19 protein-coding genes are annotated in these 21196 nt (G+C 42.8%); 12 read left to right on the top strand and 7 right to left on the bottom strand.

Going from position 1 to position 21196, the window contains the following annotated elements; genetic code table 11:
- Nucleotides 1-61 precede the first annotated feature (61 nt).
- Both NO992_RS15060 and bioA read right to left on the bottom strand, forming a co-directional pair.
- Nucleotides 62-1399, bottom strand: coding sequence for a KamA family radical SAM protein (locus NO992_RS15060; protein WP_039495850.1), 1338 nt, complete (start codon nt 1397-1399; stop codon nt 62-64).
- 188 nt (nt 1400-1587) lie between these two features.
- A complete protein-coding gene (gene bioA, locus NO992_RS15055) occupies nt 1588-2877 on the bottom strand; it encodes an adenosylmethionine--8-amino-7-oxononanoate transaminase (protein WP_371378503.1) in 1290 nt (429 codons plus the stop codon).
- Nucleotides 2878-3025: 148 nt separating this feature from the next.
- Between bioA and bioB the strand changes: the two genes are divergently transcribed.
- The 4 genes from bioB to bioD are packed head-to-tail and all read left to right on the top strand — an operon-like array spanning nt 3026 to nt 6683.
- Nucleotides 3026-4069, top strand: a complete 1044-nt coding sequence (gene bioB, locus NO992_RS15050) for a biotin synthase BioB (protein ID WP_010379433.1) — start codon at nt 3026-3028, stop codon at nt 4067-4069.
- A 3-nt stretch (nt 4070-4072) separates the two neighbouring features.
- On the top strand, nt 4073-5215 hold the full coding sequence (locus NO992_RS15045) for an aminotransferase class I/II-fold pyridoxal phosphate-dependent enzyme (protein WP_371378500.1): 1143 nt from the start codon (nt 4073-4075) through the stop codon (nt 5213-5215).
- Nucleotides 5212-5991 (top strand): methyltransferase domain-containing protein, encoded by a 780-nt coding sequence (locus NO992_RS15040; protein WP_371378497.1) that lies wholly within the window; start codon nt 5212-5214, stop codon nt 5989-5991. The genes NO992_RS15045 and NO992_RS15040 overlap by 4 nt, the downstream gene beginning before the upstream one ends.
- Nucleotides 5988-6683 carry a dethiobiotin synthase gene (gene bioD, locus NO992_RS15035; RefSeq protein ID WP_371378494.1) on the top strand — a complete coding sequence of 232 codons (696 nt, stop codon included), beginning with the start codon at nt 5988-5990 and terminating at the stop codon, nt 6681-6683. The genes NO992_RS15040 and bioD overlap by 4 nt, the downstream gene beginning before the upstream one ends.
- A 247-nt stretch (nt 6684-6930) precedes the next feature.
- Here the strand turns inward: bioD and NO992_RS15030 are convergent, their stop codons facing one another.
- Entirely contained in the window at nt 6931-8436 is a 1506-nt protein-coding gene (locus tag NO992_RS15030; RefSeq protein WP_371378491.1) for a hemolysin, read from the bottom strand.
- A 187-nt stretch (nt 8437-8623) separates the two neighbouring features.
- Nucleotides 8624-8827 carry a hypothetical protein gene (locus tag NO992_RS15025; protein ID WP_305776150.1) on the bottom strand — a complete coding sequence of 68 codons (204 nt, stop codon included), beginning with the start codon at nt 8825-8827 and terminating at the stop codon, nt 8624-8626.
- 115 nt (nt 8828-8942) lie between these two features.
- On the opposite strand from NO992_RS15025, the gene NO992_RS15020 reads away from it, so the two are divergent.
- The gene (locus NO992_RS15020; protein ID WP_371378488.1) at nt 8943-9422 is read left to right on the top strand and encodes a GNAT family N-acetyltransferase; all 480 of its coding nucleotides are present in this window, start codon (nt 8943-8945) and stop codon (nt 9420-9422) included.
- Between the two features lie 44 nt (nt 9423-9466).
- Here the strand turns inward: NO992_RS15020 and htpX are convergent, their stop codons facing one another.
- Both htpX and NO992_RS15010 read right to left on the bottom strand, forming a co-directional pair.
- The gene (gene htpX, locus NO992_RS15015; protein WP_371378485.1) at nt 9467-10327 is read right to left on the bottom strand and encodes a protease HtpX; all 861 of its coding nucleotides are present in this window, start codon (nt 10325-10327) and stop codon (nt 9467-9469) included.
- Nucleotides 10328-10477: 150 nt separating this feature from the next.
- Nucleotides 10478-10999, bottom strand: a complete 522-nt coding sequence (locus tag NO992_RS15010; RefSeq protein WP_371378483.1) for a TetR/AcrR family transcriptional regulator — start codon at nt 10997-10999, stop codon at nt 10478-10480.
- 129 nt (nt 11000-11128) lie between these two features.
- Between NO992_RS15010 and NO992_RS15005 the strand changes: the two genes are divergently transcribed.
- The 4 genes from NO992_RS15005 to NO992_RS14990 all read left to right on the top strand — a co-directional run bounded on the left by NO992_RS15005 (nt 11129) and on the right by NO992_RS14990 (nt 15939).
- On the top strand, nt 11129-11335 hold the full coding sequence (locus NO992_RS15005) for a hypothetical protein (RefSeq protein WP_039495859.1): 207 nt from the start codon (nt 11129-11131) through the stop codon (nt 11333-11335).
- A gap of 132 nt (nt 11336-11467) precedes the next feature.
- The gene (gene purE, locus NO992_RS15000; RefSeq protein WP_010372883.1) at nt 11468-11950 is read left to right on the top strand and encodes a 5-(carboxyamino)imidazole ribonucleotide mutase; all 483 of its coding nucleotides are present in this window, start codon (nt 11468-11470) and stop codon (nt 11948-11950) included.
- A gap of 1 nt (nt 11951) precedes the next feature.
- The gene (locus NO992_RS14995) at nt 11952-13100 is read left to right on the top strand and encodes a 5-(carboxyamino)imidazole ribonucleotide synthase (protein WP_371378480.1); all 1149 of its coding nucleotides are present in this window, start codon (nt 11952-11954) and stop codon (nt 13098-13100) included.
- Nucleotides 13101-13455: 355 nt separating this feature from the next.
- Entirely contained in the window at nt 13456-15939 is a 2484-nt protein-coding gene (locus NO992_RS14990; RefSeq protein WP_371378476.1) for a prolyl oligopeptidase family serine peptidase, read from the top strand.
- A 25-nt stretch (nt 15940-15964) separates the two neighbouring features.
- Here the strand turns inward: NO992_RS14990 and rrtA are convergent, their stop codons facing one another.
- Nucleotides 15965-16549, bottom strand: a complete 585-nt coding sequence (gene rrtA, locus NO992_RS14985; protein ID WP_253106606.1) for a rhombosortase — start codon at nt 16547-16549, stop codon at nt 15965-15967.
- A gap of 82 nt (nt 16550-16631) precedes the next feature.
- Between rrtA and ggt the strand changes: the two genes are divergently transcribed.
- From ggt to NO992_RS14970, 3 genes are all read left to right on the top strand, one after another.
- Nucleotides 16632-18392, top strand: coding sequence for a gamma-glutamyltransferase (gene ggt / locus NO992_RS14980; RefSeq protein ID WP_371378471.1), 1761 nt, complete (start codon nt 16632-16634; stop codon nt 18390-18392).
- A gap of 172 nt (nt 18393-18564) precedes the next feature.
- A complete protein-coding gene (locus NO992_RS14975; protein WP_039495863.1) occupies nt 18565-20259 on the top strand; it encodes an NAD-dependent malic enzyme in 1695 nt (564 codons plus the stop codon).
- 217 nt (nt 20260-20476) lie between these two features.
- The gene (locus tag NO992_RS14970) at nt 20477-21181 is read left to right on the top strand and encodes an SIMPL domain-containing protein (RefSeq protein ID WP_039495865.1); all 705 of its coding nucleotides are present in this window, start codon (nt 20477-20479) and stop codon (nt 21179-21181) included.
- The last annotated feature ends 15 nt before the right edge of the window (nt 21182-21196 follow it).

Here is a 21196-nt window from a genome sequence, read left to right as displayed (position 1 = left end):
GATTAAATGCGCCAAATAAAATAAAAGCCAGCAATTTGCTGACTTTTTGATATTTATACATTTACATGGCGTCGTACTCGTCCTGCCAGAAGAATTTTTCTTCCCCAAATGCAGGCTTTAAGTCATCCAGCCAGTGGGCATTTTCGTCGAACTTGGCAAAGAACGGACGCTGCACCCAGTCTGGATTTCGTGCTTGAATAAAGCGCAGCACAAATACTTTTTCGCCCGCGACTTCGGTTACGCCAGACACTTCAACTTTACCAGGACCCGCACTCATTGAAGGGCCTCTAACTGTACGGCTCACACCAGAGACTTGCTTATAAGCTTCACGGAATGTTTCCCACGTTTTGTGTAACGGGATTTCAAAGTAACGCTTAGCGCCGGTATCACGCTCGATAAACATGTAGTAGGGGATCATGCCAAGCTGTGTTTGCTCTTTCCACATGTCAGCCCACATATCAGCGTCTACGTTTATATTATTTAAAAGTGGTGCTTGTGTTCTGATCTGTGCACCTGTTTTGCGGATAAGTTTAATCGCTTCACGTGTGACTTCAGTACGCAGTTCTTGTTTGTGGTTAACGTGCGCCATGATTGATACATGCTTTCCGGCATCAACCAACTCTTTTAGTAAGGTTAACAACTCTTGTGCGTCCGGATCGGTGACGTATCTAAACGGCCAAAAAGTGAGAGATTTAGTGCCGATCCTGATGGTGCGAATATGGTCAAACCTTGGTTCTTTTAGCGCCTCAAGGTATTTACGCAATTTAACGGTGCGCATTACCATGGGATCGCCACCAGTCATCAATAGATCGGTCACTTCAGTGTGTTCGGCTAGGTAATTGTGGAGCAGCTCGGCGTCGTTATTGTTAAATCGGGTAGCTTTGCCAACAAACTGCGCCCAGCGGAAGCAGAAAGTGCAGTAAGAGTGGCAGTATTGTCCTTGAGACGGGAAAAACAACACGGTTTCTTTATATTTATGTTGGATCCCGTCTACGCGTTCACCTTCATACTCAGGAACATTTTTTTCCATTTGACCCGCAGGGTGCGGGTTTAACTTTTGACGAATTTTGGTGGCAAGGTTAAAGACTTCTTCTGGAGTATGTTCGCGACTTAATAAATCGGCCATTTGCTCGTACGACTCGTCATCTAGCATGCCACGTTGTGGGAAAGTTAATTGAAAAACGGGGTCATTGGGCACTTTATCCCAATCGATGAGCTCTTCAATCACAAAGTTATTTACGCGAAAAGGGAATACATTGGCGACGACTTTCATTTGAAAGCGAAGATGTTCAGGCAGTTTATCCAGCTGCTCTATCTTATCGATTTGGCGGTGTTGGTAAACAGTAAAACGAGGGGGCTGATAAGCTTCAGCTGGCTGCAATTTGACGGTTTGCTGCATAGATAATATGTCTCTTCTCTCACTTGCTAATAATAAAAACGACCATGGTAACATGCCATTGATATCATTTCAGGTACAAAGCGAGGAAAGTTCGAAATAACGCAATTTTGTTGATTATGCGCCATCGTTTTAGGTTACATTGTCGGAATTAGGTCAAAAAACAGACCTAATTCCAAATTTAATGTGTTTTAGAAGTGTTCGCCTTCAATGGCAGCGTAAATCGCGTCAATAAGTGATTCAATGTCTTCATTTGAGGTGATATACGGCGGCATAATATAAATTAGCTTGCCAAAAGGTCTTATCCATACACCTTGTTGAATGAAGAATTTTTGGATTTTTGCTACATCAACAACCCTTTCTACTTCCACCACGCCAATCGCACCAAGGACTCTGACATCTGTGACTGCACTTAGATTAAGACAGCGCTTGAGTGCGTTAAGCGCGCTCGTGACTCGTTCAATATTGGCCATTGTTTCTTGGCGCTTTAAGATTGTGAGACTAGCTACAGCGGCGGCACACGCCAGTGGATTTCCCATAAAAGTTGGTCCGTGCATCAGCACTTTCGCTTCGCCTTGGCTAATACCCAAAGCCACTTCTTCTGTTGTCAAAGTGGCCGCGAGCGTCATGTTTCCGCCAGTAAGCGCTTTGCCAACACACATAATGTCCGGCGCGATATCTGCATGTTCACAGGCAAACATTTTACCTGTACGGCCAAACCCAGTCGCAATTTCATCTAAAATTAGTAACACCTCATACTTATCACATAACGCTCGAAGCGCCTTTAGATATTCTGGGTGGTAGAAGTTCATGCCGCCCGCATTTTGCACTATTGGTTCAATGATAAATGCCGCGACCTTTTCATGATGAGCAGCAAATGCGGTTTCTAACGCACTAAGTTCATCTTGACTTTGGCTGCCGTAAAACTCACTTCTAGGGGCATCGACAAACACCTGCTCGGGTAAAAAGCCTTGGTACATGGCATGCATCGAATTCACAGGGTCGCAAACGCTCATCGCCGCGAATGTATCTCCGTGATAGCCTTTTTTGGCTGTCATTATTTGGGTTTTATTCTTTTTGCCTTTACTCAACCAATATTGGATCGCCATTTTGATTGCAACTTCAACACTAACTGAGCCGCCGTCGGCTAGGAATACTCGATTAAGTGGGGCTGGGGTTAGCTCCACAAGTAGTTTGCATAACTCCACGGCAGGCTGATGAGTTAGCCCTCCGAACATGACATGGCTCATCGTGTCCGCTTGATTTTTTATCGCAGCGATTATTTCTGGATGACCATAACCATGCACAGCACTCCACCAGGATGCCATACCGTCAATGAGAGTTTCGCCAGTTTCAAGCTCAATTTTGTTCTCGAATGTTCTTGCGGCTGGATAGACGGGCAGAGGGTCAATCATTGATGTATAGGGGTGCCATATATGCTTGCGATCAAATTCAATATCGATTGTTTGTTTATTGCTCATTTGTAAACCTTGTGGGCGCATGTAACGTTGACAATACTAAGCTAAGAAGTAGACTAAGCCAATCACCGTCAGTTTGACTGCGCTAAATTTAATCACTAGAAAATACTCGTGTTGTAAATTTAGGCAAGAATAAAAAGAGAATGAAAATATGGAATTAGGCGCGCTAAGACACGATTGGACACATGAAGAAGTAAAAACACTGTTCACCATGCCTTTTAACGACTTACTTTTTTATGCAGCAAGTATTCACCGCAAAAACTTCAATCCCAATGAAGTTCAAATCTCCACTTTGCTGTCTATCAAAACGGGTGCCTGTCCTGAAGATTGCAAATACTGCCCACAGTCAGGTCATTACAAAACGGATCTTGAACGTGAGCGTTTGATGGAAGTGGAAAAGGTTGTAACTCAAGCTAAGTTGGCGAAAGAAAAGGGCGCGACGCGTTTTTGTATGGGTGCCGCTTGGTCTGATCCAAAAGACAGAGATATGCCTTACATCGCCAAAATGGTGAAAGAAGTTAAAGAGCTAGGCCTAGAAACCTGTATGACTTTGGGTAAGCTGGATAATCAAAAAGCGCACACGCTAAGAGAAGCTGGCCTTGATTATTACAACCATAATTTGGACACCTCGCCTGAATACTACGAGCAAATTATCACGACAAGAACTTATCAAGACAGACTCGATACCCTTGATCACGTAAGGGATGCAGGAATGAAAGTGTGTTCTGGTGGTATTGTGGGAATGGGAGAGCAGGCATCTGATCGTTATGGCTTGCTGATCCAATTAGCAAACCTGCCAAAACAACCAGAAAGTGTACCGATTAACATGCTTGTTAAGGTTAAGGGCACGCCACTTGAAAATGTTGATGACCTCGATCACTTTGAATTTATCCGTACTATCGCGGTTGCGCGTATCATGATGCCACACAGTTACGTGCGTTTATCTGCAGGTAGAACGGCAATGAATGAACAGATGCAGTCTATGTGTTTCTTCGCTGGCGCTAACTCAATTTTCTATGGTGATAAGCTATTAACCACGGAAAACCCGGAAGCAGACGCCGATATGAATCTCATCAGAAAACTTGGGATGAACCCTGAAAAACGTGAAGATTATTCGGATGAGGCCTATGAGGCATCGTTAAGCTCTGCAATTGCAGACAAAGCGACATCAGAGCTATTTTACGAAGCCAACTAATCAATGTCGTTTGAGTATATTCAATCTGCCTTAGCAGCCCGTCACGCTGAAGGGTTGCTAAGAAAGCGCATTGTGGTTGAAAAGGCCTCTGCAAGTAGAATAAAAATTGCTGATCAGCAATATATTAACTTTGCCAGCAACGACTACCTGGGACTTGCAGACACGTTGGAGTTTAACACGCTTGCATGTACTGAAGCCGGAAGCCGAAGTTCGGCGCTTGTTACGGGTTATCTTGATATTCATCGTCAGCTAGAAGATAAGCTTTGCAGCGTTTTGGGTTATGATGCAGCACTGTTATTTCCAAGCGGTTTTGCTGCTAATACCAGTGTGTTAAAGGCATTGTTCACGCACCAAGAAAAGCAATTAAGCGCTGCGGTGTTCCAAGATAAGCTCAACCACGCCAGCCTGTTGGACGGTGGTTTAGCGGGCAGCGCTAAGTTTGTTCGCTTTAATCACAATGATTTGACGCACTTAAGGTCTCGATTAGAAAAAACCAAAGCCGACAGTAAACTCATCGTGACTGAAGGGGTGTTTTCTATGGATGGAGACAAAGCACCAGTACCTGAAATCAGTGTGCTGGCTCAGTCTCATTCTGCGTGGTTGATGGTCGACGACGCTCATGCGTTTGGTGTTGTTGGAGCACAAGGCCTTGGCACAATTGAAAGCGGTATTAAACCTGAAATTTTGGTGATCACCTTTGGCAAAGCGATGGGCTGTCAAGGAGCTGCAGTATTAGCAAGTCATGATGTGATAAATTACATGACGCAATTTAATCGTGAGTTTATCTATACAACGGCGTTGTCGCCTATTATGGCAAGCGTTGCATTATGCCAATTGAATAAGTTGCTTGCTGCATCTGAAGCGAGACACAAATTACAAGCAAACATCGACTATTTTAAATCGTTAGTTGCACAAACCAACTTATCTCCCATTCCAAGTGATACGGCCATACAGCCTCTGGTGTATGGTAGCAGCGAAAACGTATTAACGGCGCAACACAAGCTAAAGGAAAAGGGGCTTTGGGTTGGAGCTATTAGGCCACCAACTGTGCCGCAAAATACCGCACGATTGCGAATAACAATAACGACCCAGCACAGTCAAGAGGATATAGAAACATTAGTCTCGGCCTTAGTGGAGGGAGCATGAGCAAAGCACAGAAGACGCAAACAGCAAAGTGTTTTTCAAAAGCCGCGCAATCATACTCTCAACACGCTAACGTGCAAAAACAGGCCGCAGATATACTCTTTTCACGTTTAACACAGCAAAATAGCGAGCTTGGTGCGGTGCGTATGTTTCCTCGGTTGCTCGATTTAGGATGCGGGCCACATGAAAACTTTCATAGATTAAACGCCTTCACGAATCATTATGTTGGAGCGGATCTTAGCTTAGCGATGTTGGCAAGCGCTGAAAATACGACAAATAGTGTTTGCTGTGATATGGATAAACTCGCTATTCAGTCAAATTGTATCGATTTGATCTTTAGTAATTTTGCAATTCAGTGGTCTAATTCCCCGCAAGCGTTGTTTGCGCAATTGTATGAAGTACTAAAAAAAGAAGGACGAGTGTTGCTAAGCTCAGTGCTAGACGGCTCGTTAAACGAAATCGATAGCGCATGGCGAGCCATCGATCAGTGTGGCCATATCAATTCATTTTATTCGCTGTCTGCACTTAAATCTTTTGCGCTACAGGCCGGATTTGCTGTAACGTGGGCGGATGAAGCGTTATTGATTGATAGTTATGACACGCCATTAAAGGCGTTACGCTCGGTAAAAAATATCGGTGCCAACGATGTAAAAACCGCTTCTCGTCGACAAGGTTTGTTAGGAAAATCAGCCTACGCTCAGCTGCTGAGCAGTTACCCTGAGAGTGAAACTGGTTTTGATGTAAGTTATCAAGTCGGATTTTTGGAGTTAAGGAAATGAATCAAGCATATTTTGTAACTGGGACCGACACTGAAGTAGGTAAAACTTATATTTCTACTCTATTACTGAAACTGTTATCTAAGCACGGCAAAAAGGCTTTTGGCTTTAAGCCGATTGCGGCAGATGCTGAAGAGGCATTTGGTGAACTAGTGAACGTCGATGCTATCAGTTTGATGGAAGCTGCGACGGTGCACGGTACTTACGAGCAAGTTAACCCATTTTGTTTTGCACCGCCAATTGCCCCGCATATTGCAGCCAAACAGGTAAATGTTGACATTACAGTCGATAAGCTACATGAGCGCTATAGTGAGATTCAGCAACTGGGCGCTGAGTATATATTATGTGAAGGTGCAGGTGGCTGGGCACTGCCCATTAACGACAATGAATATCTGTATGATTGGGTCTCCAGAGCACAACTTCCCGTTATTTTAGTGGTTGGCATGAAGCTAGGCTGTTTGAATCATGCGTTTTTAACGGCAGAATCTATCAAGCAAAAAGGACTGAATTTGGTGGGGTGGATAGCAAATCAGATTGACCCTGAGATGTCTGTATTTGAAGAAAACCTTGAAAGTTTAAAGCTTCGCCTAGACTGTCCGCTGCTTGCAACAGCGCCTTACAGTGAGGGCACACCTAAGCTACAGCTTCGCTCAGCATTATTGGAGTTGTTTGAGCTTAAATCAGGCACCAGTTAATACTAAATAACCGGAACTTGGGATAACAACTTGTTCTCTAGCTGCTGTTACCCCTTACTACTGCGTTAAATTTGCTTGCAATAGTCCAGCTATTGACGCGCAAATTTGCCTTGTATTAAGAAATAACTTCTGGCTAGAGTGATATTACGCTTTTGAACTTAGTGATTTTAGTGGATTAACTAACTTCTTATCCCGAGTTCAGGTTAAATAAAGCGGCTTCTAAAAGTAGTAAGCCGCTTTAAGTCTGTTAATTACAACCTTTTTGAATGGTTTGTGTTGTCACACTGACCTCAAAGTCATTGTAATCATTATCGTTTTGATCTTCCCAACGTTGGTTGGTACCTGAGACTTGGTACTTGGTTGATAGTGTATTGCTGTTACCATCGATAGCGAGCACATAGGTAAAGGATTGTCCTTGAAGGATGTCATAGCTGCCGGCACTTCCATATTCATCAAGCAATTTAATATACTGGCCATTTACTTTGATACCCCAGTCATTATTGAATAATGAGTCTTCTCTGACGAACGCGTAATTAATCCGCGTGTAGTTGTCAGGCACACATGCGGTTTCATTGTCGAGTATGTTTCCCGATAGGGTTTCATTGCCTGAGGTATTGCTCACGCCTGTTACGCTCAAAGAGAGTTCCCGATCGCCAGTGTACTCAGTATCGTCTATTGTTGCTATTTGAATGGTAGCAGTTGTGCTGCCCGCTGGTATTACCAATGAGGTAGGTGGTGCTACGTAGTCATCTGATTGCGTTGTCACATCATTGACCGCCACCGAAAAGCTGACGTCCTGCTCGAAGGCCTTACTTAAGGTAATTTGATAGCTAAGGGTACTCCCTTCATAAACCGTGTTTTCAATACTCGTTAACGTAAAAGACGGTGGCGAAGGAGGGGTTGGTGTGCCGCCGCAACCAGAAACGGTATAGCATGTACTGCTACCATTTGGGTTATATGCGAGGTCATTTACTCGTATTGGTAATGTATTGATATAACAGGTGTTTCCTGTATCAGGGTTTAATTTATAAATAGCGCTTTTGTTGGTGTGTCCAGCGTCATTAATGATAACGCGACTGATAATAAGCTCTCCGTTACTATTAAGACTTGCCCCTGTAACGGCAGTTAAGTCGTGATCAGATAATTTAGTCACAGAAAAGTCATTGGTATTAACTTGGTAAACGGCTGCACTAGTGACTAGGATTAAGCGACCATTATAAAACTCAAGATCGCCGCGGTATTTTCCCGCCAATGAGGGGAGATCCGAGAGTTTAGTCGCGTCGCCTGTGTTTTTATCTATGCTGTAAATAGAATCGTAACTCGTTCCAATGAGTCTATCGTTTGTGCTGTCATATGCCAATCCCACCAAATAAGCGGTTCTACCGACTATGGTATGAGAGGTTCCATCAAAATATGCAAGTTGAATATAGCGATGTTTGTTACCTTCAATGGGAATATCTGCGTTAGCTGGTAAGTTTAGATGACTGGTATCAACTTTATAGTCGATTGGCCTTGGTGCGGATGCATAGTACCAACGCGCACTGCTTGTATCATAGGCGAGTGCTGCTGAACTAAAAGCAGCTAGGCTGTTGGCGCTGGCTTGTCCTGCACCTTCATCTAGGCCAAACAAAATACCAATATCGCCGCGGCCAGCGTTAATACCAAAAACCTGACCGGGGCAACTATCTGCATAGGTGTATGTGGAAAGTAATGTTGAGAGTAAACCAAGTGTTGTGAGTGATGCTTTTAACATAGCAGGAACCCTAAAAAGTTTACGTCCTGTAACTTAAAACAACACAAAGCAATGTCTTCGCAATTAAGTCCAACTCAATGCGATGACTTAATCCTTTAAGGCGGGCGCTTCCATTATTGACTTTGCAATCTAGCGCTATAATTGATCATAATTTACACTTTTACAACAGAGAAATAGTTAAAAAGTACTAATTGCTTGATTCTTGCCTATTTTTAAAGTTTGGTAATAATGACTCAACGATTTCTTTTGCTGAGATGGTATAGCGTACGCCAGAAAACATCACTGATGCATTTTCATCGATCCCTGTAATGCCCGTTAACGTCCAGCCTTCACCTCTTTGTGGGCAGTAAACCTTTGTCGTTGGGGGGATAACGGTGAACTCTTGACTCATATTCATTCTCCAAAAATGCTAAATTATAAAGCAATGCAAGCGATCATAATATTGAAAGGTGTATTTGCTGCAATAAGTGCTACCATTGCACCAGATACTTAGACCTGGGCATTTTATGGAATTTGAAACACCAAGGCTAGTCATCAGGCCTATAAGGCACAAAGATAATCCGCAGTTATTGGCGCTACTTAATTTACCGCAGGTAAAAGTGTATAACGATTACGGTGACAACCTCACTGAAGTAGACCTTAAATGCATGATCCAAATGGATATTGAGCGTCAATATGAAGGCAAAGGTGGACGCTTTTGTCTTGTGTGTAAAAACACTAAAGCGGTGATTGGATGTATTGGTTTCTATCACGAAGACGGTGATATTGAGGGCCTACATATTGGCTATGAATTACTGCCTGATTATTGGGGTAAAGGCGTGATGTTTGAAGCTTTACGTTGTCTATTTGCAAACAAAAGCCAGATTGAATTTAAGCTCAATGTGATTCTGGCGCATGTATCTGCTGATAATCTTCGCTCATTAAACCTACTCAAGCGTTTGGGGTTTTGCGCAGCTGGAAACAATCTGTATAAGATTGAGTTATAAAAAAGGGCAACTTAACAGTTGCCCTAGTCTGAATGTGAAAAGAGTTACGAAAGTGCTTTAATTCTTTCATCAAGTGGCGGGTGAGAAGCAAAGAAGTCTGCAACAGACTTACCTGAAGCAATACCAAAAGCCATCATTGAGCCTTCTAATTGCGATTCATGGTTGTGCTTCAAACGCTCTAATGCTGAACGCATTTTTTGCGCACCGACTAAATCCGCTGCACCTTTATCAGCTGCGAATTCTCGTTTACGGCTAAAGTAAGCGACAACAACAGAAGCCAAAATACCAAAGAGGATCTGGAATATCATATCAAAGATAAAATATGTCCAGCTTCCACCTGACTCTTCTTCATCGCTATTCAAGAAGTTGTCAACAATACCCGCCAATACTTTAGCGAAGAATATAACAAAGGTATTTACAACACCTTGGATCAAGGTAAGTGTAACCATGTCGCCATTTGCAACGTGTGACACTTCGTGTGCAAGAACTGCCTCTGCTTGATCCTGACTCATGTTGTGGAGTAGGCCAGTACTCACAGCAACTAAGCTGTTATTTTTACTCGGCCCGGTTGCGAACGCATTCATTTCAGGGCTGTCGTAGATCGCAACTTCTGGCATCGCAATTCCTGCTTTTTTAGCTTGCTCTGCGACAGTAGAAACTAACCAATGTTCAGTTTCGTTTCGTGGTTGCTCAATAACATGGGCACCTGTAGATTTTTTTGCAATCCACTTAGACATGTAAAGAGAGATAAAAGAACCACCGAATCCAAATACGGCAGCAATAACCATAATGCCTGTATAGCTTCGACTAGAAATACCAAATACAGACATTAAGATAGATAACACAATTCCTAACACAAGCATCACTGCTAAGTTAGTGATAAGGAATAAGATGACGCGTTTCATTTTGACCTCGTTAGACAAAAATAAGGAACTAAGTAACTTTTCCCAAGCACTTGCTTATTACACTAGTCCTAGATGCTTTATATGGGCAGAAGTTCAAAAGCACAAGTAAATTCGTATGAATATTCAATGAAGAACACATCATACAAATTATTAGCTAATAAGTTTCAGCTTCTGAGATAGGGAATGCAGCATCTGATCAACAGAGCTATGCTCATTGCTTAACCCTTCTAATAAGGTCATAAAGTAGCAATCCATCATAACGGTTGCTTTCAACTCATTGTATTCCTGCTCACTGAATAACAAGTGTTTGAACAAATTGAGTTGTCCCGTAAAGAATTCGCTATGCCAAATAATCCCACAAAGCAGCTCTTTACTGAAATTTCTATTGCTAAGATAAAAAGCAAATAAATACTTTGCATAGTGGCGTAACTTTAAGCTGGCACTATGCTGCTCATCTGATGTTTTCGCTTCATTAATTAGTTCATCTATTTGGTTATGCATTGCGACTTTGAGCATGTCGAGCTTAGTAGGGAAGTGAGCGAAAACCGTTCCCGTTGCCACGTTTGCTGCTTGGGCAATTTGCCGAGTAGTGGTGTTTTCAAAACCATTGTCTTGAAAAAGTTGCCAACTAGCACTGAGAATTTTATTGTACGTAATTTCTCTTTTTTTCATATGGTTACCTTTTTATTTGCTAAGAGAGTGTAGCACAATTCCAGATTATTTAAGAGATAAAGTTTGCAAATAATGAGCGCGCTCACTATTATAATTGAGCGTGCTCATTAAATTTCAATAGGAGTTGTTATGCAATATTTGAGCTTATTCATCGGATACATTCTATTCATCCCTTTTATCTTTTTTTACAGCTATATTCTTGGTCCAGCTTTAAAAATGGTGCTGATCCCAGGTGGTCTGGCGGTGTTATGCTTAATTATGGGTCCTAAAACGTTTTTCTCTCACTTTAAGCGTGCGAAAGCATTAAGTATTGAAGAATTGGTGGTGTCTAAATAACTCAGGACGCCATCGCGTGATAATTGCAATAAGTTGATTCTTCGCATTAAAGACGAACTCAGGTATAATGCCCGCAGCTAAGGTGTGAAGGACCTTAGCCCTGTATCGTTCAAAATTAGTCGAGGAATTATTATGACCGTTGGCATCATTATGGGCTCAAAATCAGATTGGCCTACAATGCAACATGCAGCTGAAATGTTAGATAAATTTGGTATTGATTATGAAACTAAAGTGGTTTCAGCTCACCGTACTCCACAGCTTTTAGCGGATTATGCTTCGACAGCAGCAGAACGTGGGATCAAAGTTATCATTGCCGGTGCTGGCGGTGCTGCACACCTACCAGGTATGGCGGCAGCATTTACAAGTCTGCCTGTACTTGGCGTTCCAGTAAAATCAAAAACGCTAAATGGCGTGGACTCATTGCTATCAATTTGCCAAATGCCTAAAGGTGTTGCGGTAGGTACGTTAGCGATTGGCGACGCTGGTGCTGCAAACGCAGGTTTGCTAGCAGCTCAAATTTTAGGTTGTCAGCAGCCAGAAATTTTTGCAAAAGTAGAAGCGTTCAGAAAAGAACAGACAGAAACTGTACTAGCTAATCCAGATCCTGCGAAATAACATGAATATTCTTGTTTTAGGGGCGGGACAGTTAGCCCGTATGATGAGCTTATCGTCAACTCATCTTGATATAAAAGTGTTGGCTTATGATGTTGGCAGCCAAACGGTAATAAACCCCGTTACCTTTGCAACAACACCAGAGTCATTACAGCAAGCTATTGACAATGCTGATGCGATCACTGCCGAATTTGAACATATTCCACATGATGTTTTGGCGGTTTGCGAACAAAGTGGTAAGTTCTACCCTGGCGCAGAAGCAATAGCCACTGGTGGTGACCGCGCGAAAGAAAAAGCGCTACTAGATAAAACATCTGTTCCTTGTGCTCCTTTCAAAATCATTACTGATAAAGCGCATTTTCTCACAGCGATTGATGAATTAGGCATGCCGTTGGTCGTTAAAACCTGTCAGGCAGGCTATGATGGTAAAGGGCAATGGCGAGTAAAATCAGAGTCTGAAATAGATAGTACTTGGGACGAAATGTCCGAGTTTTTGCAAGCAGGCACTGAAGCACAGCCTCACTCTATCGTTGCTGAAAAAATGATACCGTTTGACCGTGAAGTGTCGATTATTGGTGTGCGCGCTAAAAATGGTGAATGTAAAATTTATCCGTTGACTGAAAACCAGCATACCAATGGTGTACTGACCCTATCAATTGCCGGGAAAGAGAAAGCCAATATTCAAGCGCAAGCGGAAGACGCATTTGCGAAACTTGCGAATGCACTCGATTATGTTGGTGTACTTGCTATTGAGTTTTTCGATGTTGAAGGTCAATTATTAGTTAATGAAATAGCACCTAGGGTACATAACTCAGGACATTGGTCTCAACAAGGTGCCCATGTAAGCCAGTTTGAAAACCATATTCGTGCCGTTGCCGGTTTACCGATTGGTGATACAAGGCTGCTTCGCCCAACCGCGATGATTAATGTGTTAGGGCAAAGTCACATTCCATCACAAGTTCTTGCTGTCTCAGGGACAACCAGTCACTGGTATGGCAAAGATGCGAAACCGGGCAGAAAAATGGGGCATATCAACGTGTCAGCTGACTCACTGCATAAGTTAGGTGAAGCACTGGCAGAGCTTGCTGACATCTTGCCTGAGGCAGACTACCCTGGGGTTATGGAAACCGCTCAGCAATTAATTTTGAATTAGTACTACTGTTTTTAGCAAAAAAGGTCCATTGTTAACTAAAAACCTAAGCTTATGATAACTATTGAGTTAACTCATTCTTTATAACAGAGCTCAGGGTAGATATAAAAAATTTAATTTTTTTAACGTTATTTTTGGAACTCTTTTCTGATAGTGCGGTCTACTATTGTGAGGCGCGGATAGGCCTCATTTCATACTCGTTGTCCATCAACGACTATGTGAGCGCAGAGAGTATTTGGCCAGCATCCCTATGCTGGCCTTTTTTTGCCCACCCATCGTGCTTTTAATCTTAAATCTGTCGATATTCCGCTGGCTTTCTGCTTAAATTAAGCAAATTTAACTATTATAAGAAAGTCACATGTTGAAACTCTCTCTTATCTCGATGGCAGTCGCTTCAGGTTTATTCCTTTCCGGTTGTCAAACCACAGAAGTAAGCCCAAAACCACAACAAGTTGAATCCAACTCGCCAGTTCCACAAGTCGTTGCTACTCCCGTTGATTTTGGTGGTGAGCAGATCACCTTAAAACAAGCAATGGCGCATCCTGATTGGTTGGGAAGACAACCAGAAAGCGCATACTGGGGAGCTGATAGCAAAACCGTTTTCTATAAGCGTAAGCAAGCAGGTTCAGAGTTAAGAGATCTATTTAAAGTCAGTAGCGCACAAACAAGCGAAGCGGTTTCGCTGTCAGATTTGCATGCCGTTGGTGCTGCAAACGCGATTTATAATAAAGAGCGGACGCTACAATCTTATGAATTTAAAGGCAACATATTCGTTAAAAACCTGAAGTCTGGCGCTATGACACAAGTTACTCATTCTTCGAACTATGAGTATGCACCGCAATTCTTAAGTGATAACCGATTAGCTTACCGTTCAGGCAATGCGCTGTTTGCGTTCGATTTAGCCACTGGCTTAACCAAAGAACTGGTAAAGTTACATTTAGCGGATAAGCCTGAAGGGGTGAAAGAGCCAAATGGATATATCGCTGAGCAACAACACAAACTGATTCAATTCGTCGCGCTCACGCACAAAAACAGCAAAGATCGAGAAGCAAGAAATCAAGAGTTAGAAGCGAATAACGCAAGCATCCAAGATAATCAGTTTTATCTAGGTAAAGGAAAAACGCTTATCTCAGTTAGCTTAGCACCGACAGGTGACAAGTTAATCGCCGTGATCACAGATGATAAACCAAGTCGTTCAGACTCTGACATCATGCCTAACTATGTGAGTCAAAACGGTGACATTGATCCGGTAAAAGCTCGCCGCCGTGTTGCAGACACTAAACCAATGAGTTCTGATGTTATTTTCATTGATTTAGCAAAGTCAGAACAAGTCACGCTGAGCTATGATACTTTGCCTGGCTTTGATGAAGATGTACTAGCCGAGGTGAAACGCGAAAATGCTAAGGCCAAAGGTGGATCATATAAGAGTGAAAAAGTACCACGTGATATCAACTTGATCGACACATGGGGCTGGAGTCAATCCGCTATCCAATGGAATAGTGACGGTTCTCAAGTCGCAGTGATGCTTGGTGCTTGGGATAATAAAGACAGATGGTTAGCGACGGTTGATTTTGATAAACAACAATTCGTTTCTCAGCACCGCCTACACGATGATGCATGGATCAACTACACCTACAATGATTTTGGCTGGTTAAACAACCAAGACACTTTGTACTATCTTTCAGAGCAAACTGGATATAGTCAGCTTTATGTTAAGCCGCTTAACGGTAAAGCAAAAGCAATGACTGCAGGGAAGTTTGTGGTTTCTGAGCCAACCTTAACCCACGATAATCAATTTGTTTATTACAAAGCAAATAAAGATCACCCCGGTTTATACGAAATTTATCGCGTCAATTTAGCAAGCGGTGAAGATGAGCAGTTAACTGATTTAGATGGCCTGACTGATTACCAGCTAAGCCCAGATGAGCAAAAGCTGTTGTTAACTCACTCAAAAATCATGATGCCTCCAGAACTTTATGTGGCGGATACAGCGCCAAAAGCCGCGGTGTCACGACTCACTAATACAGTCTCAGATGCGTTTTTAAATAAGAAGCTAATTGCACCTAAGGTTGTCGCGGTTCCTTCAAGCCATCAAGATGAGCCTGTCTACGCAAAAGTATATTACCCAGCAGATTATCAAGAAGGCGAAACCGGTAAAAACCGTAAGGCTGTGATCTTTAATCATGGTGCGGGCTATTTGCAGAACTCCCATATGGGCTGGTCTAACTACTTTAGAGAGTTTATGTTCCATTCACTTCTTGCAAGCGAAGGCTATGTCGTCATGGATATGGACTATCGTGGCTCTAAAGGTTACGGGAGAGACTGGAGAACGGCAATCTATCGTCATATGGGTAAACCAGAAATCGAAGATTTGGCAGACGGTGTCGAGTGGATGGTAAACAATGCTAATGTTGACCGTGGTGCCGTAGGTACTTACGGTGGTTCATACGGCGGCTTTATGACATTTATGGCGCTATTTACTCAGCCTGATCTATTCCAAGCAGGCGCGGCGTTACGTCCAGTCACTGATTGGGCCTATTACAACGACCCGTACACCTCAAATATCCTTAATCGCCCAGATGTAGACCCAATTGCATACAAACGCAGTTCGCCTATCTATCATGCTGAAGGTTTGAAAAACAAGCTTCTGATCAATGCACCTATGGTTGATGATAACGTGTTTTTCCAAGACGTTGTACGTTTGGTGCAACGCCTGATTGAGCTAGAAAAGGAAGACTTTGAAACGGCGATTTATCCAGTTGAACCCCATGGCTTTAGACAGCCATCAAGTTGGTTAGATGAATACCGTCGTATATACAAGTTGTTCAAAGAAAACTTGTAATCAAATGAGTGGATAAAAAGCCAGCTTAAGCTGGCTTTTTTGTTTTAAAAAATAAATAGATAACAGCTAAAACCACACCACCAACCGCACCAAATAGATGTGCTTCAATGGCGACTCTCGAGTCTATCAGTTTGGCTACATCTGCGCTTGCACCCGCATATTGCTCCCAACATACCTTTGCCCACACACCAATAAACAACAGATATCCAGTTGTTAGCTTGCGCTTAATATCTTCAAGTGCTCCCCATACGATAAGCCCATGTAATAAGCCACTCAAGCCTGTATATACAACAATGTTTGGCGAAAATAGTAAAATCATGAGTCCAGTAAAGAGGCCAAGGAAAAGCACATTCAGCCAATATTTTCTTAGTGTTGTATACTCGGCATGTAATAGCCAAATAAATAAGATACCAAGCAGGTTTAGCATCAAGTGATACCAATTGCTATGGGTAAACTGGCCGCTCAAAATACGCCATAATTCACCTTCAGCAATCGCATTTCTGTCAAAATCTAAGTGCGGGCCAAGCCCGAACAACATCAGTATTGTTGACAATATCGCCAAAGACACAGGGCCAATGAGATATTCTTTGTTCGTTGGAAGTTCAAACATACGATTTCACGTTATTATTTTTGCATATTGTGCCTAATTGCTTTTATGATGCCAAATATAAGACGTAAGCAAAGTGGGTATTATGAAACATACACTTGCATCACTAACCGTGATTGCCGCATTCAGCTTTTCAACCAACACCTTAGCTGAGCAACAAAAAATCGAAATTAGAGAGCCGGAAGCCGCAACCGGCTTCCAATCTAAAGAAGCACGCACCGCAGAAAAGTACATGGTCGTTGCTGCCAACCCCTATGCGAGTAAAGCAGGTCAATTAATGCTCTCAAAAGGGGGAAGTGCGGTTGATGCCATGATAGCGACTCAACTTGTGCTTACTTTGGTTGAGCCGCAATCTTCGGGCGTGGGTGGCGGGGCGTTTATCCTGCACTACGACAAGAAAAGCAATGAATTAATTAGTTTTGATGGAAGAGAAACTGCACCAAAACTTGCCGGCCCTGATCTGTTTTTAGATGATACGGGTAATGCGGTTAGATGGATTGAGGCTGTGGTGGGAGGTCGCTCTGTTGGTGTGCCTGGTATTCTGCACGCGTTTAAATCAGCACATGATAAATACGGTAAACTGCCATGGCAGGAATTATTCAAGCCGGCGATTGAATTAGCTCGAGATGGGTTTATCGTCTCTCCACGTTTAAATATGCTGCTTGAGAAAAAACTCAACCCAGGTTTGACAAAGCTCAGTCCTGCAAAAGAATATTTCTATCCGAATGGTAAAGCACTACAACCAGGGACCCTTAAAAAGAATCTGCCTTTGGCAAACCTATATTACAAAGTAGCAACGCAAGGGATCCAAGCCTTTTATGAAGGGCAAAATGCCACCCAATTAGTGGAAGCTGTGCAAAAGTCTGAAATCGCACCTGGCAAATTGGCGCTGAGCGACTTAGAACATTATAAAAGCAAAACCCGAGACGCTATCTGTACGGAATATCGTGTATATAAAGTTTGCTCTATGGCACCACCTAGCAGTGGTGGTATTGCCGTTTTGCAAATGATGAAGCTGCTGGAGCCGTACGACCTAGGTAAGTTTAAGACAAATGATCCAGAAGCCTTGCACCTCTTTACTCAAGCATCTCGCCTAGCGTTTGCCGATAGAGATTTTTACGTTGCCGATCCTGATTTTGTTGAAGTGCCAGCAAAAGCATTGCTTAACGAGCAATATCTATTAGGCCGTAGCAAACTTATCGGTGAAATGGATAATCACGACTTTCCAGTAGGCGACCCAACTTCGGGCGCACTCGCTTATGCTATGGATGATAGTTATGAGTTACCTTCGACCAGCCATGTGTCGATTGTAGATGCAGAGGGTAATGCTATTTCTATGACAAGCTCGATTGAAATGGCATTTGGCTCAACGGTGATGGTCAACGGATATTTACTCAATAACCAATTAACCGACTTTGCGCTTTCCCCAAAAGTAGGGGATAAATGGGTCGCTAACCGGGTAGAAGCAAACAAACGCCCAAGAAGCTCTATGGCACCCGTAATGGTATTTAATAAAGACGGGTCGCTTAAATTGATAGTCGGCTCACCGGGTGGCAGCCGTATTATCAACTATGTTGCTCAAACCTTAGTTGGTGCACTGGACTGGGGATTATCTGTGCAGGCTGCGATTGATTTACCAAAAATCACCAATCGCAATAAGTACACAACGCTTGAAAAAGGCACTGAGCTGACAAAACAAGCACCTTACTTTGAGAAAAAAGGCCATGAAGTACAGATCCGCGACTTAAACTCAGGACTACATGCCATTGAGGTTCGTGGAACACATTTAATCGGTGGCGCAGATCCAAGAAGAGAAGGTGTTGCACTCGGTGAAAGCAGCGAATAAGCCGTGGTTTCTTAAGTGCTTTTAGGCTATAATTTTGCGTTCCAGAAAAATGCGTTTAACGTGCTCTGGAGCGCGTTAATAATGGTCTGATGAGCACTAAATTCATTGTAATTTAATCCTTTTCGACAATAATGAACCCTTAGACTAAAAAATTAGTGTCAAGCTTGTAAATATGACTAAACAAACCGATCCAAATTATCTCTACATTCCCTATTCAGGTCCTACACTATTAGAAACACCACTGCTTAACAAAGGGAGTGCATTCTCTCAACGCGAGCGTGAAAATTTCAACTTAGCAGGACTACTACCTCCTCGTTATGAAACAATTGAAGAGCAAGTCGAGCGTTGTTATCAGCAATATTCAAGCTTTAGCGACAACCTAAACAAGCACATTTACCTGCGTGCCATTCAGGACAACAACGAAACGCTGTATTACCGCTTAGTACGCGATCATTTAGAAGAAATGATGCCAATCATCTACACCCCAACTGTAGGTGATGCATGTGAGAAGTTTTCTGATATCTATCGCAGCTCTCGTGGTTTGTTTATTTCTTATGAAGACCGTTATCAAATCGACGATATTTTACGAAATGCCACTAAAGGCAAAGTAAAAGTTATCGTGGTTACAGATGGTGAACGTATTTTAGGCCTTGGCGACCAGGGTATTGGTGGTATGGGTATTCCTATTGGTAAGCTGGCACTTTACACCGTATGTGGTGGGATCAGCCCAGCTTACACGCTGCCTGTAATGCTTGACGTAGGGACAAACAACGAGAAGCTACTCAATGACCCAATGTACATGGGCGCAAGACACCCACGTATCGGCCAAGCTGAATATGACGAATTCCTAGATCTATTCATTAAAGCGGTTAAACGCCGTTGGCCTAATGTGCTGTTACAGTTTGAAGATTTCGCACAACCTAACGCAATGCCACTATTGAAACGTTACCGCGATGAAATCTGTAGCTTTAACGATGATATCCAAGGTACCGCTGCGGTAACTGCGGGTTCGCTGTTAGCCGCTTGCCGTGTTAAAGGGGCAAAGCTCTCTGAACAAAAAGTGGTGTTTGTAGGCGCAGGTTCAGCTGGCTGTGGTATTGCAGAGCAAATTATTAGCCAAATGATTTCAGAAGGGATAACCGATGAGCAAGCGAGAAGCCAAGTGTTTATGGTGGACCGTTTTGGCCTTCTGACAGAAGGCATGGAAGGGCTAAGAGATTTCCAAGAAGCGCTAGTTCAACAACAAGCAAACCTCGCGGATTGGACATACAGTGGTGAATTTGCATCTTTATTAGATGTAATGCACTGTGCAAAACCAGACATTTTAATTGGTGTATCAGGTCAAGCGGGTCTATTCACTGAGCAAGTGATCCGTGCGATGCATGCAGGATGCGAGCAGCCAATTATTTTCCCATTGAGTAATCCATCACGCCAGGTTGAAGCGCATCCAAAAGATGTGATTGAGTGGACTGATGGTCAAGCAATTGTTGCTACGGGAAGCCCATTTGAACCGGTTGTACATGGTGAGCAAACAATCATCATACCGCAATGTAATAACAGTTATATCTTCCCTGGGATCGGTCTTGGTGTACTTGCCGCTAAAGCGAACCGTATTACAGATAGCATGTTGATGGTATCTAGCGAAATGCTTGCAGAATCATCACCACGTGCTAACACCGGCAAAGGTAGTCTACTACCAGCACTAACTGAAATTGAACCGTTGAGTAAACGTATTGCTTTTGCAGTTGCTAAAAAAGCAATGGAAGAGGGCGTTGCACTTGAAATGGAAGACGACGCAATTTGGGCAGCGATAGAGAAAAACTATTGGCTCCCTAAGTATAGAAACTACAAACGCTGTAGCGTCTAATTACTTTTACTTAGCTAAAACAGAAATCGCCGCCAACTCACATTGGCGGCGATTTTATTTATTAATCACTCGTAAGTCTAAGTTTGAGAGCGTTACATATGATTTCTCAAAGTGACAACCGCTCATTTTGTTAAAGTTTGTTACCCTGAAATCCAATTCAGTAGTTGTTAATTGAAATATGCTTGAATATGCAGGTATCACATTTTAGGAGCAAAAGATGCGAATTTTAACTGGCTTACTGGCATTATGTTTATCTGGATTTAGCTTTGCAGGCGCATTGCCTGACTCGCCGCATTTATATGTTAAAGGCACGTCATTTATTCAAGTACAACCCGATATTGCAACCATCCGCGTTGCCATTACCGAAAAGCAAAAGTCGCTGCCCACAGCTAAAGAAAACGTCGATAAGATTATGGCTAAGGCCATCGAAATCGCTAAACGCTTCGATATTAAAGAAGACGATATTCACGCAGATCAGCTAAATGTCTACAGACAGACACGCTACAATCGTGAATCAAATGAAGAAGAGTTTGATGGTTTTCGCGTAAGTCGCAGCCTGACTGTAAAACTTAAGGACATCAAAAAATACCCAGAGTTACTTCAAGAGTTTGTAGACAGCGGCATCAATCAGTTCAATAACACGGAATTTGGTGTTGAAAATGAAGGCAAGTATTTGCAAAGCCTCAAAAAAGCCGCCATCAAAGATGCAAAGAAAGCAGCTAAAGAGCTAGCCGGCGAGTTTGATGTTGAATTGGCAAAACTGTACTCAGTTTCATTCCAACCAATGCAAACGCCAGTTCAGCCTTACGTGCGCTCTGCGGCAATGGCGATGGAAGCAGATCAAGGCGCATACAAAAATGCGTATAACACAGGTGCAATTACATTAAACGCGGAAGTTTATGCTGTTTACTTAATTGAGTAATACTGGCTGTTAACT

Origin of the sequence: Pseudoalteromonas sp. DY56-GL79, from assembly GCF_041414765.1 — a bacterium.
Taxonomy (GTDB): domain Bacteria; phylum Pseudomonadota; class Gammaproteobacteria; order Enterobacterales; family Alteromonadaceae; genus Pseudoalteromonas; species Pseudoalteromonas piscicida.
Note: the sequence above shows the minus strand (reverse complement) of the source record. Positions and strands in the feature narration are given on the sequence as shown.